This is a genomic window from Thiomicrospira sp. (genome assembly GCF_036568485.1).
Lineage (GTDB): Bacteria > Pseudomonadota > Gammaproteobacteria > Thiomicrospirales > Thiomicrospiraceae > Thiomicrospira.
In genome coordinates, this window is sequence record NZ_DATCSL010000098.1 from 1 (window position 1) to 15385 (window position 15385).

A 15385-nucleotide genomic window follows, 5' to 3' on the forward strand; every position below is an offset into this window, starting at 1 on the left:
GGATATCACAGGTGCATGTGAATTACCATCTGGTGTTGAAATGGTTATGCCAGGTGACAACATTCAGATGACGATCACCTTGATCAACCCAATCGCGATGGACGAAGGTTTACGTTTCGCTATTCGTGAAGGTGGTCGTACAGTAGGTGCGGGTGTGGTTTCTAAAATCTTGAAATAAGCGGTACTTGCAAAAATGAAAGGGGGCTGGTATAGTCCCCTTTTTTAACTCACAGGGGTGTAGCTCCAATTGGTAGAGCCGCGGATTCCAAATCCGAAGGTTGGGAGTTCGAGTCTCTCCACCCCTGCCATATTCTTAACGGTCTACGTCATAGGATGTGGATCGTTTTTTTAATTATATCGACATAGTATGAATAAAAAATCAGAAGTACAAGAATCAAGAAATGTAATGGATACAGTGAAGATGCTCTTGTCTATTGCCATTCTGTTGGGTTCTATTGTGGCTTACTATACGTTTGCCGAATGGCATGCGGTTGCGCGAGTTTTGGTCGTGTTGTTTGGTGTAGTCATTGCTGGTTATGTGCTTTACAAGACCGAGTTAGGCGCTAGCTGGTTTAAATATTTAGTTCATACCAAAAAGGAAGTTCGCCAAGTTGTTTGGCCTACCCGAAAAGAAACGGTGCAGACAACGTTAATCGTCGTGGTTGCCGTGATTTTGGTTGGGATTTTTCTCTGGTTAATTGATATGTTTTTCTTGTGGGCGGTTAAATTGCTGACAGGACAGGGAGGCTAACGTGGCGAAAAGATGGTATGTAGTGCACGCTTATTCGGGTTATGAGAATAAAGTAAAAACAGCTTTGGTTGAGTATGTTGAGCGCGCCGGACTAACAGACGATTTTGGGCGAATTTTAGTGCCTTCTGAGGAGGTGGTTGAAATTCGTGATGGGAAGAAGCGTACCAGTGAGCGTAAGTTTTTTCCAGGTTATGTTTTGGTTGAAATGGAGATGAATGAAGCTACCTGGCATTTGGTTAAAAGTGTGCCACAGGTTATGGGCTTTATTGGTGGTACGAGTGATCGTCCGGCTCCAATTACACAGAAAGAAGTTGACCGTATTTTACAGCGTGTCGAAGAAAACGTAGATAAACCACGTCCAAAAGTTATTTACGAGCCGGGTGAGATGGTGCGTGTAACAGATGGTCCATTTACCGACTTTGAAGCGGTAGTGGAAGGGGTTGACTACGATAAAAATAGATTACAAGTGTCAGTGTTAATTTTTGGGCGTTCAACTCCAGTCGAGTTGGAGTTTGCTCAAGTTGTTAAGAGCTGATTTTATTAACGGGCAGCCTTACGGCGTTATGACCCACAAGGAGTAAAAAATGGCCAAGAAAATTGCAGCCTATATCAAATTGCAAATCCCTGCAGGGAATGCAAACCCAAGTCCACCCGTTGGTCCGGCTTTAGGTCAGCGCGGCGTAAACATTATGGAATTCTGTAAAGCATTTAATGCGCAAACGCAAAATGTTGAAAAAGGATTGCCGTTACCTGTTGTTATCACAGTTTATAGCGATAAAAGCTTTACCTTTGTTACCAAGACTCCACCAGCTGCGATCTTATTGAAAAAAGCGGCGGGCATCCAAAAGGGTAGCGCTGTACCTAACCTCAATAAGGTTGGTAAAGTGACGCGTGCTCAATTGGAAGAAATCGCTACGACCAAAATGGCTGATTTAAATGCCAATGATTTGGAAACAGCAGTGAAAATTATTGCGGGCTCTGCGCGCAGTATGGGTCTAACGGTCGAGGAGTAATAAAGATGGCAAAGCTAACGAAAAAACAGAAAATGGTTGCTGAGCGTCTAAATAAAGACTCATCATACGACATCATTGCAGCTCTAGATTTAGTTAAAGAAATTGCGGCATCTACTAAGTTTGATGAGACAGTTGATGTGGCCGTTAAGTTAGGGGTTGATCCTCGTAAGTCTGACCAGGTAGTGCGAGGTGCAACAGTTTTGCCTAATGGTCTAGGTAAAACCGTTCGTGTAGCTGTGTTTACAGGTGAAGCGAATCAAGCGGCCGCAAAAGAAGCGGGTGCTGATTTTGTAGGTATGGAAGATCTTGCTGACGAAATCAAGAAAGGCATGATGGATTTTGATGTTGTTATCGCCAGCCCGGATGCCATGCGTGTAGTGGGTATGTTGGGTCAGGTTCTTGGTCCACGTGGTTTGATGCCAAACCCTAAAACAGGTACGGTGACACCGGATGTTGTGGGTGCAATCAATAATGCAAAAGCGGGCCAAGTTCGTTACCGTGTTGATAAAGCAGGCATTATCCATGCCCCGATTGGTAAAGCCTCGTTTGACTCACAGAAATTGAAAGAGAACCTTGCAGCATTGCTAGAAGATTTAAACAAAGCTAAGCCTTCTGCTGCTAAAGGTGTGTTTATGAAGAAAGTAACTGTATCTAGCACGATGGGACCAGGTGTTCCGGTAGATCAGTCAACGATTTAATCTGTCCGAAAGGATGGATTTGCGAATTGGGTCTCCAAAATTGTGAGTGCCCATCGCAGACCGTAGGTGGTTACTTAATGAGTGGCCTTAATTTCATCCGAGACCTACGTAGATGAGTGGTTTGATCAGGGAGCTGATTAGACTGTTAGGAGGTTAGAATGGCACTTAAACTCGAAGATAAAAAGCTAGTCGTTGAAGAGGTCTCTGCAATTGTAGAGAAGTCTGTATCGATTGTCGTAGCTGAATATCGTGGGTTGACTGTTGAGCAGATGACCAATCTTCGCTCTAAAGCACGTGATGCTGATGTTGTTATCCGTGTAGTAAAAAATACTTTGGCACGCAAAGCTTTAGAAGGTTCGCCTTTTGAAGATATGCAGTCTGATTTAGTAGGTCCAGTTGTACTGGTTTTCTCTACTAATGAACTATCGGCTGCAGCTCGTGTTGTTAAGGATTTTAAAAAGGGCAACGAAGCATTGGTTGTTAAGTCGTTATCTATTGGTTCAGGCGTTATGGATGCTGGCCAGTTAGATGCAATCGCTTCACTACCAACTTACGAAGAAGCATTGGGCAAGCTAATGTATGTTATGAAAGCACCTGTCGAGAAGTTGGCACGTACTCTTGCAGCATACAAAGAAGCCAAAGAAGCTGCGTAATAGTTTTAGTTATTACGACACGCAAATTCAATTTTAGGAGATTATCAAATGGCCGTATCACAGAATGATATTTTAGAAGCAGTTGCTGGCATGACTGTAATGGAAGTTGTTGAATTGATTTCAGCAATGGAAGAAAAATTTGGCGTTTCAGCTGCCGCTATGGTTTCAGCTGGTCCTGCTGCAGCTGCAGACGCAGGTGCTGAAGCGCAAACTGAATTCAACGTTGTATTAACAAGCGCTGGTAGCAATAAAGTTGGTGCTATTAAAGCGGTTCGTGGAATTACAGGTCTTGGCTTGAAAGAAGCGAAAGAAGCAGTTGAATCAGCACCTACTGTATTAAAAGAAGGTGTATCGAAAGAAGAAGCTGAAGAAATTAAGAAGCAAATTGAAGAAGCTGGTGGACAGGCTGAAATCAAGTAATTTCTTGCTTTTAACTGCGTAAAAAGCAGTATGAAATGGCTGGCACTTCGGTGTCGGCCTTTTCTTGTTTTAGGTAGTGTGTAAAAGTGTGATATTCAGTGGGAACTGATACTACAGTTTTATACATTTAAATAGAATTCTCTATTTATCATTTATGACTTGTTCTTTTGCCGAGGTACTCAATGACGACTTACTCGTTAACCGAAAAGAAACGCATCCGTAAAGACTTTTCAACACAGCCTTCAATGTTGGATGTCCCGTATTTATTATCGCTACAGAAAGGGTCGTATCACGATTTTATTCAGAAGGATAAAAAACCTTTAGAGCGCGCCAATATAGGTTTGCACTCCGCTTTTAGTTCAGTGTTTCCTATTAAGGGAGTTGCAGGTACTGCAGACTTGGATTATGTAAGCTATCACCTTGGTCAACCAGAATTTGACGTTAAAGAGTGTAAGCAACGTGGTGTGACGTATGCAGCGCCACTTCGTGTCAAAATGCGTTTGGTCATGTATGACAAGGATGCTCCGGTTGGAAATCGTCCCGTTAAAGATATAAAAGAACAAGAAGTCTATTTAGGTGATATGCCATTAATGACGGATAACGGTACGTTTGTCATTAACGGAACAGAGCGCGTTATTGTGACTCAGTTGCATCGTTCACCTGGTGTTATTTTTGATAACGATAAGGGTAAGTCTCATTCTTCAGGCAAAATTTTATTTAATGCCAGAATTATTCCTTATCGTGGCTCTTGGTTAGATTTTGAATTTGACCATAACGATTGTTTATTTACTCGTATTGATCGTCGTAGAAAACTGCCTGTTTCAATCCTATTGCGTGCGATGGGTTATGACAATGAACAGATTTTAGAGATGTTCTTCGATACATCTAAGATCAAAATGTCAAAAGGCAAATATTCACTTGCGTTTGATCCAGAGCAGTTTAAAGGTCAAATGGCTACTTTTGATATTGCTGCCAAAGGTGAAGTGTTTGCAGAAGAAGGCACTCGAATTACCGCACGTACAATCAAAAAAATGGATGAAGCGGGTGTTTCGTCTATAGATGTGCCTGTTGAGTTTCTACTTGGCAAAGTTATGGCCAAAAATGTTGTCGACACCTCTTCAGGTGAGTTAATCGCGGCTGCTAATTCGATTATTACACAAGATATCCTTGATAAGATTAATGAGTTAAGTAAGCTACAGTTTGAAGTACTTTACATTGATGAGTTACTTCACGGTTCTTACATGTCAGATACGTTGAATCTAGATTCAACTTCTACTCAGTTAGAAGCACAGATTGAAATTTACCGTATGATGCGTCCAGGTGAACCACCAACGAAAGACTCTTCCGAGGCATTATTCAATAGCTTGTTTTTCCAAGAAGATCGTTATGATTTATCTTCAGTAGGTCGAATGAAGTTAAACCGCCGTTTAGGTCGTCAAGATAACGAAGGTAAACTGGTTCTTGAACGCGAAGATATTGTTGATGTTATTCGTGAATTGATCAATATTCGAAATGGTCAAAGTACAGTCGATGATATTGATACCTTGGGTAACCGTCGTATTCGTGCTGTAGGTGAAATGGCTGAAAATGCATTTAGAGTAGGTTTAGTTCGTGTCGAACGTGCTGTTAAAGAACGACTCAACCAGGCAGAATCTGATGGTTTAATGCCGCAGGACTTAATCAATGCTAAGCCAGTATCTGCTGCAATTAAAGAGTTCTTTGGTTCTAGCCAATTGTCACAGTTTATGGATCAGGTCAATCCATTATCAGAAGTGACACATAAGCGTCGTGTTTCAGCGTTAGGCCCGGGTGGCTTGACTCGTGAACGTGCTGGTTTTGAAGTGCGTGACGTGCATCCTACTCACTATGGTCGTGTTTGCCCAATTGAAACGCCAGAAGGTCCTAACATTGGTTTGATTAACTCATTAGCGGTCTATGCCAAAACTAATGAGTACGGCTTTTTAGAAACGCCCTACCGTAAAGTGGTTGACGGTAAGGTAACCGATGAAGTGGTTTATATCTCTGCGATTGATGAAGCGCAATATGTTATCGCTCAGGCCAGTGCAAAACTGGATAAGAATGGTAAGTTTGTAGAGGATTTGATCTCAGCACGTCACCAGAATGAATTTACCTTATCTATGTCGAAAGACATTAACTTAATGGATGTTTCGCCTAAGCAAATCGTATCTGTAGCAGCGGCCTTGATCCCATTCCTTGAACACGATGATGCTAACCGTGCTTTGATGGGTTCAAACATGCAGCGTCAGGCGGTCCCTACACTGCGTGCAGACAAGCCTTTAGTTGGTACTGGCATTGAGAAAACAGTAGCAATCGATTCGGGTGTAACGGTCGTAGCAGATCGCGGTGGTGAGGTTGTTTCATCGGATGCTTCTAGAATCGTTGTGCGTGTTAATGATGACGAGATTGTTGAAGGTGAAACAGGTGTTGATATCTATAATCTAATTAAATATCAGCGTTCTAACCAGAACACCTGTATCAACCAAAAACCAATTGTAAGCGCAGGTGATGTGGTTTCACGTGGTGATGTTTTGGCCGATGGTCCTTCAACCGACTTAGGTGAGCTAGCTTTAGGTCAGAATATGCGCGTGGCATTTATGCCGTGGAATGGTTATAACTTCGAAGACTCGATTTTAGTGTCTGAACGTGTTGTTAAAGAAGACCGTTATACAACGATTCATATTGAAGAGTTTACATGTTTAGCGCGTGACACTAAGCTAGGGCCAGAAGAAATTACCTCTGATATTCCGAACGTAGGTGAGTCAGCGCTATCTCGATTAGATGAAAGCGGTATCGTTTACATCGGTGCTGAAGTTAAGCAGGGCGACGTTCTAGTAGGTAAGGTGACACCTAAAGGTGAAACACAGTTAACACCTGAAGAGAAGTTGCTACGTGCCATTTTTGGTGAGAAAGCTTCGGATGTTAAAGATACATCATTACGTGTTTCTAAAGGCATCGAAGGCACGGTTATTGATGTGCAAGTCTTTACACGTGAAGGCATGAAAAAAGATGCTCGTGCGCAAGCTATCCAAGAGGAAGAATTGGATAAGGTTCGTAAGGATATTGATGAACAGTACCGAATTCTTGAGCAAGATACCTTAAACCGTATTAAAAACTTGCTAACTGGTTTGAAGTTAAAAGATGGCACCAAATTGACAGCTGAATACCTTGAAGGTATGGAGGTTAAAAAATGGCTGGGTCTAAATGTTGATAACGAAGATGCTTTACGCCAACTTGAAACGGCTGAAGAACAGCTTAAAGCTAAGCGCAAAGAGTTGAATGAAGCGTTTGAAGAAAAACGCAAGAAATTAACTCAAGGTGATGACTTGGCACCAGGTGTCTCTAAGATGGTTAAGGTTTATGTAGCGATTAAGCGTCGTATACAGCCTGGCGATAAAATGGCCGGTCGTCATGGTAACAAAGGTGTAATCTCACGCATTTGTCCAGTAGAAGATATGCCATTTGATGAAACCGGCCGTCCTGTTGACATCTGTCTAAACCCATTGGGTGTGCCTTCACGTATGAACGTTGGTCAGATTTTAGAAACGCATCTAGGTTTGGCAGCCTGGGGATTGGGTGAGAAGATTGACTCTATGATGAGACGTGATGCGGATCTCAAGGATGTTCGTGAGTTCTTGCATAAGATCTATAACGAAAGCCAGGGTCAGTCAGTCGATTTCAAATCCTTTACTGATGATGAAATCATTGTGCTTGCCAAAAACTTAAGTAAAGGCGTACCAATGGCTTCACCCGTATTCGACGGTGCTGATGAAGGTCAAATCAAATCATTATTACGTTTGGCTGAGCTGCCTGAGTCAGGTCAAATGAGACTCTTTGATGGGCGTACAGGTGATGAGTTCGATAGAGCTGTTACTGTTGGTTATATGTACATGTTGAAATTGAATCACTTAGTTGATGACAAAATGCATGCTCGTTCAACTGGTCCGTATAGCCTAGTTACTCAACAGCCATTAGGCGGTAAAGCTCAGTTTGGTGGTCAACGTTTTGGTGAGATGGAAGTGTGGGCATTGGAAGCATATGGCGCGGCCTTTACACTTCAGGAAATGTTGACAGTGAAGTCTGATGACTTGAATGGTCGTACTCGTATGTATAAAAACATCGTTGATGGTAATGAGTACATGGAACCAGGTATGCCTGAATCGTTTAGCGTCTTACGTAAAGAGATTCGTGCATTAGGTATTGATATTGAGTTGGAGCAAGATTAATGAAAGACTTACTCGGTTTTCTAAAAAAACAAAACGTTTCTAGTGAATTTGATGCGATTAAAGTATCTCTTGCTTCCCCTGAAAAGATTCGTTCTTGGTCATATGGTGAAGTAAAAAAACCTGAAACCATTAACTACCGTACTTTTAAGCCAGAACGTGATGGTTTATTTTGCGCTAAGATCTTTGGCCCAATTCGTGACTATGAGTGTTTGTGTGGTAAATACAAACGATTAAAGCATCGTGGTGTGATTTGTGAAAAGTGTGGCGTAGAAGTAACTCAGTCTAAAGTGCGTCGTGAGCGCATGGGCCATATTGACTTAGCCACGCCTGTTGCGCACATTTGGTTCTTGAAGTCGCTGCCATCCCGTATTGGTTTAATGTTGGATATGACATTAAAAGAAATCGAAGCGGTTTTATACTTTGAAGCTTTTATGGTTGTGGATCCAGGATTAACACCTTTAGAGCCTTGGCAGTTGCTTACGGAAGAAGAATATTTAGATGCTTTGGAAGAGCATGGCGATGAGTTTGAGGCTCAAATGGGGGCTGAAGCGATTAAGCGCATGCTTAAGTCTATTAATTTAGCAGAAGAGGCCGCGCGTTTAAGAGGCGAAGTTGAAACTACCACTTCTGAAACCAAGCAAAAGAAAGTTAGTAAACGTTTAAAGCTTATTGAGTCTTTCCTGTCGTCTGGTAACAATCCTGAGTGGATGGTTCTAGAAGTTCTGCCTGTGTTGCCTCCTGAGCTAAGACCTCTTGTTCCGCTTGATGGTGGTCGCTTTGCAACGTCCGATCTTAACGACTTGTATCGTCGCGTAATCAACCGAAATAATCGTTTGAAGCGTTTATTAGACTTGATGGCGCCAGACATTATCGTTCGAAATGAAAAGCGTATGCTGCAAGAAGCTGTCGATTCGTTGCTTGATAACGGTCGTCGTGGTCGTGCAGTAACGGGCACGAATAAGCGTCAATTGAAGTCTTTAGCCGATATGATCAAAGGTAAGCAGGGTCGTTTCCGTCAGAACTTGCTTGGTAAACGTGTTGACTATTCTGGTCGTTCTGTAATTGTTGTTGGTCCAACTTTGAAATTACACCAGTGTGGTTTACCTAAGAAGATGGCTTTAGAATTATTTAAGCCTTTTATTTTCAGTAAATTGCAAAAGCGTGGTGCGGCTCCGACGATCAAGGCGGCCAAAAAAATGGTCGAGCAAGGATTGCCAGAAGTATGGGATGTGTTAGATGAAGTAATTCGTGAACACCCAGTATTGTTAAACCGTGCACCCACACTTCACCGTTTGGGTATTCAGGCTTTTGAGCCGGTACTGATTGAGGGTAAAGCAATTAACCTGCATCCATTAGTATGTTCGGCCTTTAACGCCGACTTCGATGGTGACCAAATGGCGGTTCACGTACCTTTGTCATTAGAAGCTCAGCTTGAAGCACGTACATTAATGATGTCGACTAACAACTTGTTGTCTCCCGCTAATGGTGAGCCAATTATTGTTCCATCTCAAGACGTTGTGCTTGGCTTGTACTACATTACAAGAGAACGCATTAATTCAATTGGTGAGGGCAAGGCCTTTTCGAACTGGCAAGAAGTTGTCAGAGCGCAAGAAGCAAAAATTGTTCATCTCCACACTAAGATCAAGTTAAAGGTTGAAGAGACTGTAGTTGAAGATGGTAAAGAGCATGTAAGTAGCCGTATTGTCGATACCACTGTTGGTCGTGCTTTGTTATGCAGGATTTTGCCAAAAGGTTTGTCGTTTGATCTTTTAAATACCAACTTAACTAAGAAAAATATCAGTAAGGTACTCAACACTTGTTATCGCGTGTTGGGTCCTAAAGAAACGGTGATTTTCGCTGACCAGTTAATGTACGCTGGTTTCAAATGGTCAACGATGGCTGGTTTATCTTTCTGCTCAGATGACATGTTGATTCCAGATGAAAAAGCTGGAATTCTTGAGCGTGCGGAAGATCAGGTAAAAGAAATTCAGTCACAGTATTCACAAGGCTTGGTAACAGAAGGTGAGCGCTATAACAAGGTTGTGGATATCTGGTCACATACAAATGAACTTGTAACGAAAGCCATGATGGAAGAGTTGCAGTTCGATATGGTGACTACCTCTGAAGGTGAAGAAGTTAAACAAAGTTCATTTAACTCAATTTACATGATGGCCGACTCAGGCGCTCGTGGTTCGGTTGCACAGATGCGTCAGCTTGGTGGTATGCGTGGTTTGATGGCCAAGCCGGATGGCTCGATCATTGAGACACCTATTACAGCTAACTTCCGTGAGGGTCTAAACGTACTTCAGTACTTTATTTCTACACACGGTGCTCGTAAAGGTTTGGCCGATACGGCATTGAAGACGGCTAACTCAGGTTATTTGACACGTCGTTTAGTTGACGTGGCGCAAGATGTCGTTGTGACAGAAAATGATTGCGGTACTGAAAGCGGTGTAGAAATGACGGCCCACGTAGAGGGTGGTGATGTTATTGAATCACTACGTGAGCGTATTCTTGGTCGTGTATTGAGTGAAGATGTACTTGACGCGAAAGGCGGAATCATTGTTGCAGCCGGTACACTACTGGACGAAAGTTTGGTAGCTTTAATTGATACGCATGGTATCGATCGTGTGAAAGTTAGATCAACTATCACATGTGAAACCAAGTTTGGTGTTTGTCAAAAATGTTATGGCCGTGATTTAGCGCGTGGCCACTTGGTTAACATGGGTGAAGCGGTTGGTGTTATGGCGGCTCAGTCCATCGGTGAACCTGGAACTCAGTTAACCATGCGTACCTTCCATATTGGTGGTACGGCTTCGCAGACGGCAGCGCAGAGTCAAGTAGAAGTTAAGTATGAAGGAACAGTTAAGTTCCACAACCTTAAAACAGTTAAAAACTCTGAAGATAAGGTAATGGTTACAACTCGTTCAGGTGAAGTTACCATTCTTGACGAAGCTGGTCGTGAGAAAGAACGTTACAAAGTACCTTATGGCGCAATTCTTGAAGTGACGGAAGGTCAGAAATTAACTTCTGGTCAGAGCATTGCTAGTTGGGATCCACATACTCACCCAGTAATCACTGAAGTAAGTGGTCAGATTGAGTTTGGTAATTTTGAAGGTACGGTTGAAGAACGTGTTGATGAGTTAACAGGCCTGGTAACCCGTGTCGTAAAAGGCGCTAAAGAGCGTTCTAGTTCGGTTAAGGATGCACGCCCTTTCATTCGTTTATTGGATGATAAAGGCGAAAGCACCTGCTTTGCAGGCACACAGACTCCAGCGGTTTATTATTTACCAGAAAACTCGATTGTACTAGTTCAGTCAGGTGTGCAGGTTGTGTCGGGTGATGTTTTAGCGCGTATTCCACAAGCATCATCAAAAACAAAAGATATTACCGGTGGTTTACCACGTGTTGCGGATTTGTTCGAAGCGCGTCAACCTAAAGAGCCTGCAATCATGGCAGAAGTAAGCGGTGTAATTTCGTTTGGTAAAGAAACCAAAGGTAAGCAGCGCTTAATCATTACTCAGGATTCAGGTGAGCAGTATGAAACTTTAATACCGAAGTGGCGTACGGTTAATGTGTTCGAAGGTGAGCGTGTAGAGCGTGGTGATATTATTGTTGAAGGTAATTCAAATGCACATGATATCCTTCGCCTACTAGGTGTTGAACGTCTAGCTGAATACATTGTTGATGAAGTTCAAGACGTTTATCGCTTACAAGGCGTGCGTATTAACGATAAGCATATTGAGGCGATTATTCGTCAAATGTTGCGTAAGGTTGAAATACGTGCCGCTGGTGATACGGGTCTTATTAAGGGTGAGCAAACTGAATATGCTCGTGTTTTGGAATTGAATGAAAAGATGCGAGCGGAAGGTAAAGTAGAAGCAAGCTTTGAGCGTGTCCTTCTCGGTATAACCAAAGCCTCACTAGCGACTGAGTCGTTTATTTCAGCCGCTTCATTCCAAGAAACTACCCGTGTTCTAACCGAAGCAGCGGTAAGTGGTAAGCGTGATACGCTCGTTGGTTTGAAGGAAAACGTAATTGTTGGACGTTTAATTCCTGCAGGTACTGGTTTTGCTTATCATCAAGCTCGCAAGAAAGCCAGCGATATTGTTGATGGTGAGCTGCGTGCGTTTATTCAGAACGATTATGAAGAGGAAAGCGTGAGCGAAGATATTTTGGAAGAGATGCCGGTTATTGATGATCGCGTCATGGAACCAGAAGATTCCGAGCTTTAAATAAATAAAATTCAACAAGTTATTGCTTGACATATGCTTGTTGCATCACTAAAATTCTGAAACCTTATTTGTGGGCAAGGAGCCCACAATTTATTTTAGGTGAATGAGTTAAAACTCAAATTTTGGAGAAAGTTTTAATGGCTACAATAAACCAGTTGGTTCGTAAGCCGCGTAAAGACAAAATGAAAAAATCAGCCGTACCTGCTTTGGAGTCTTGTCCACAGCGTCGCGGTGTTTGTACGCGCGTATACACAACAACCCCTAAAAAGCCTAACTCAGCCTTGCGTAAAGTTGCGCGTGTTCGTTTAACTAATGGTTTTGAAGTTTCAACCTATATTGGTGGTGAAGGTCACAACTTGCAGGAGCACTCGGTAATTTTGATTCGTGGTGGGCGTGTTAAGGATTTGCCTGGTGTACGTTATCATACAGTTCGCGGTGCATTAGACTGCTCTGGCGTAAATGAGCGTAAACAAGGTCGTTCTAAGTACGGTGCTAAACGCCCAAAAGGTAAATAAAACCTTTTAACATGCGTTAGCAAATTTAATTTCCTAAACCGGAAGATGTAAGAATGGCAAGAAGAAGAGAGATACCAAAAAGATTGGTGTTACCAGATCCTAAGTTTGGTGATGTGACGTTAACAAAATTTGTTAACATGATTATGGTGAGTGGTAAAAAAGCAGTTGCTGAAAAGATCGTTTATGATGCTTTGGATAAAGTAGTTGAGCGTCGTAAGGGCGGAGAGCATGCTTCATTGCTAAGAGAAGCACTAGAAAATGTAGGTCCTCTAGTTGAAGTGAAGTCACGCCGTGTTGGTGGTGCAACCTATCAAGTACCGGTCGAAGTGCGTCCAGAAAGAAAAATGGCGTTATCAATGCGTTGGATTGTTGAAGCTGCACGTAAGCGCAGTGAGAAAGGCATGATGCTTCGATTGGCAGGTGAGTTAAATGATGCCCTTGATAATCGCGGTTCTGCAATCAAGAAGAAGGAAGATACTCATAGAATGGCAGAGGCCAATAAGGCATTCTCGCATTTCCGTTGGTAGTATCTGACAAGGCCCTTTGGGGCCTTTATCGTTTCAATACATCAAAGTAAAAGGTTAGTAAAGTGGCACGTAAAACCCCTTTAGAGCGCTACCGTAATATCGGTATTATGGCGCACATCGATGCTGGTAAAACAACAACTACAGAACGTATTTTGTTTTATACAGGACGTTCACACAAAATTGGCGAAGTGCATGATGGCGGTGCAACCATGGACTGGATGGAGCAGGAGCAAGAGCGTGGTATTACCATCACTTCTGCTGCTACTACTTGTACTTGGTTGGGTATGGCTAAGCAATTCCCAGAGCACCAAATTAACATTATTGATACACCTGGGCACGTTGACTTCACAATTGAAGTTGAGCGTTCACTTCGTGTATTAGATGGTGCGGTTACAGCGTTCTGTTCTGTGGGCGGTGTGGAGCCTCAGTCTGAAACTGTATGGCGTCAGGCTGACAAATATGGCGTGCCAAGAATGGGTTATGTCAATAAAATGGACCGTGCCGGTGCTAACTTTTTACGAGTTGTTGAGCAGGTTAGGACACGTCTAGGCGCAAACCCAGTGCCAATGCAATTGCCGATTGGATCAGAAGATGAATTTAAAGGTGTAGTTGACCTTGTCAAAATGAAAGCTATTTACTGGGATAAAGACTCTCAAGGTATGACTTTTACTTATGAAGATATTCCAGCAGATATGCTAGAAGAGTGTCAAAAGTATCATGAAGAATTGGTCGAGTCAGCTGCTGAAGCTAATGAAGAATTCATGGACGCCTATCTAAATGATGGTGAGCTTTCTGAAGAGCAGGTTAAGCAAGGCATTCGTATGCGTTGTATTAACAATGAAATTATCCCAATGTTTTGTGGCTCTAGCTTCAAAAACATGGGTGTACAAGCCTTGTTAGATGCTGTTATCGAGTATTTCCCATCTCCAATGGACGTTCCTGCAATTGAAGGTGTTTTAGAGGATGAGTCGCCTGCGAGTCGAAAGTCATCAGACGATGAGCCGTTTGCTGCTTTAGCATTTAAAATCATGACGGATCCTTTTGTTGGAACGCTAACATTTGTTCGTGTTTACTCTGGTGTTATTAGCTCTGGTGATTCTGTTTATAATCCGGTTAAGGGTAAAAAAGAACGAGCAGGCCGCTTGATTAAGATGCATGCAAATTCTCGTGAAGAAGTTAAAGAGTTCCGCGCGGGTGATATCGGTTGTGTTGTAGGTCTTAAAGACGTGACAACTGGCGATACAATTTGCGATCTAGATAACAAGATTACACTTGAGCGTATGGAATTTCCTGAGCCTGTTATTTCGATAGCTGTTGAGCCTAAAACCAAAGCCGACCAGGAAAAAATGGGGATTGCACTTCAAAAGCTTGCTGCTGAAGATCCTTCTTTCCGTGTTCGTACAGATGAAGAGACTGGGCAAACAATTATTTCTGGTATGGGTGAGTTGCATCTGGATATCATTGTGGATCGTATGAAACGCGAGTTTAACGTTGAAGCTAACGTTGGTGCCCCTCAAGTGTCCTACCGTGAAACAATCAAGCAATCTGTGGAAGCAGACGGTAAGTTTGTTCGTCAGTCAGGTGGTCGTGGTCAGTATGGTCATGTTGTACTTCGTATTGAGCCTCAAGAACCTGGTACAGGGTTCACTTTTGTCAATGCTATTGTTGGTGGTGTTGTTCCACGTGAATATATCCCAGCCGTTGAAAAAGGTGCAAAAGAGCAGTTAGAGAACGGTGTTATTGCTGGCTACCCAGTGGTTGATGTTAAGGTGACGGTATTTGACGGTTCTTACCATGATGTAGACTCGAATGAAATGGCTTTTAAAGTCGCGGCTTCAATGGGTGTTAAGAATGGTGTGCAAAATGCAAAACCTGTCATTTTAGAACCGATTATGGCTGTAGAGGTTGTTACGCCAGAAGAGTACATGGGTGATGTTATGGGTGACCTTAATAGACGCCGCGGTATGATTCAAGGTATGGAAGATATTCCAACAGGTAAGCAATTGAAGGCAGAAGTTCCTTTGTCAGAAATGTTTGGTTATGCGACTAATGTGCGCTCATTAACTCAAGGACGTGCTAGTTATAGCATGACATTCAAAAAATATGCAGATGCACCATCATCTGTTCAAGAAGAAATTATCGCAAAAGCGAAAAAAGGTTCTTAATTTTAATTTAGAGGGTTTTTAAAATGGCAAAAGCTAAGTTTGAACGTAACAAGCCACATGTAAACGTAGGCACGATTGGTCACGTTGACCATGGTAAAACTACATTGACAGCGGCGCTAACCATTGTGCAAGGTAAGAAGTTTGGTGGTGAGTCACGCGCCTAC

General features: G+C 42.6%; 12 protein-coding genes, 1 tRNA gene and 1 pseudogene. All 14 read left to right on the forward strand.

Translation table 11 applies throughout. The annotated features are described in order from the left end of the window. Positions 1 to 178 (forward strand): annotated as a pseudogene (gene tuf / locus VIM91_RS09720) (elongation factor Tu); the annotation flags it as partial. A 53-nt stretch (positions 179 to 231) separates the two neighbouring features. Next, positions 232 to 308 (forward strand) — tRNA-Trp (locus VIM91_RS09725). Positions 309 to 367: 59 nt separating this feature from the next. Beyond that, entirely contained in the window at positions 368 to 751 is a 384-nt protein-coding gene (gene secE, locus VIM91_RS09730; protein WP_331864628.1) for a preprotein translocase subunit SecE, read from the forward strand. A gap of 1 nt (position 752) precedes the next feature. Next, the gene (gene nusG, locus VIM91_RS09735) at positions 753 to 1286 is read left to right on the forward strand and encodes a transcription termination/antitermination protein NusG (protein WP_331864629.1); all 534 of its coding nucleotides are present in this window, start codon (positions 753 to 755) and stop codon (positions 1284 to 1286) included. A 49-nt stretch (positions 1287 to 1335) separates the two neighbouring features. Continuing rightward, on the forward strand, positions 1336 to 1764 hold the full coding sequence (rplK, locus tag VIM91_RS09740) for a 50S ribosomal protein L11 (protein WP_331864630.1): 429 nt from the start codon (positions 1336 to 1338) through the stop codon (positions 1762 to 1764). A 5-nt stretch (positions 1765 to 1769) separates the two neighbouring features. Then, positions 1770 to 2462, forward strand: a complete 693-nt coding sequence (rplA, locus tag VIM91_RS09745) for a 50S ribosomal protein L1 (RefSeq protein WP_331864631.1) — start codon at positions 1770 to 1772, stop codon at positions 2460 to 2462. Positions 2463 to 2620: 158 nt separating this feature from the next. Beyond that, positions 2621 to 3115, forward strand: coding sequence for a 50S ribosomal protein L10 (gene rplJ, locus VIM91_RS09750; RefSeq protein ID WP_331864632.1), 495 nt, complete (start codon positions 2621 to 2623; stop codon positions 3113 to 3115). 48 nt (positions 3116 to 3163) lie between these two features. Further along, positions 3164 to 3535, forward strand: coding sequence for a 50S ribosomal protein L7/L12 (rplL, locus tag VIM91_RS09755; RefSeq protein ID WP_331864633.1), 372 nt, complete (start codon positions 3164 to 3166; stop codon positions 3533 to 3535). Positions 3536 to 3717: 182 nt separating this feature from the next. Beyond that, positions 3718 to 7779 (forward strand): DNA-directed RNA polymerase subunit beta, encoded by a 4062-nt coding sequence (gene rpoB / locus VIM91_RS09760; RefSeq protein ID WP_331864634.1) that lies wholly within the window; start codon positions 3718 to 3720, stop codon positions 7777 to 7779. Next, the gene (rpoC, locus tag VIM91_RS09765; RefSeq protein ID WP_331864635.1) at positions 7779 to 12014 is read left to right on the forward strand and encodes a DNA-directed RNA polymerase subunit beta'; all 4236 of its coding nucleotides are present in this window, start codon (positions 7779 to 7781) and stop codon (positions 12012 to 12014) included. Before rpoB ends, rpoC begins: the two co-directional genes overlap by 1 nt. A gap of 137 nt (positions 12015 to 12151) precedes the next feature. Continuing rightward, on the forward strand, positions 12152 to 12529 hold the full coding sequence (gene rpsL, locus VIM91_RS09770) for a 30S ribosomal protein S12 (protein ID WP_331864636.1): 378 nt from the start codon (positions 12152 to 12154) through the stop codon (positions 12527 to 12529). 53 nt (positions 12530 to 12582) lie between these two features. Then, positions 12583 to 13056, forward strand: coding sequence for a 30S ribosomal protein S7 (gene rpsG, locus VIM91_RS09775; RefSeq protein WP_331864637.1), 474 nt, complete (start codon positions 12583 to 12585; stop codon positions 13054 to 13056). 62 nt (positions 13057 to 13118) lie between these two features. Next, a complete protein-coding gene (gene fusA, locus VIM91_RS09780; protein WP_331864638.1) occupies positions 13119 to 15221 on the forward strand; it encodes an elongation factor G in 2103 nt (700 codons plus the stop codon). A gap of 23 nt (positions 15222 to 15244) precedes the next feature. Next, positions 15245 to 15385 (forward strand): GTP-binding protein (locus tag VIM91_RS09785; protein ID WP_331863345.1); only part of this gene is annotated, 141 nt, incomplete at its 3' end.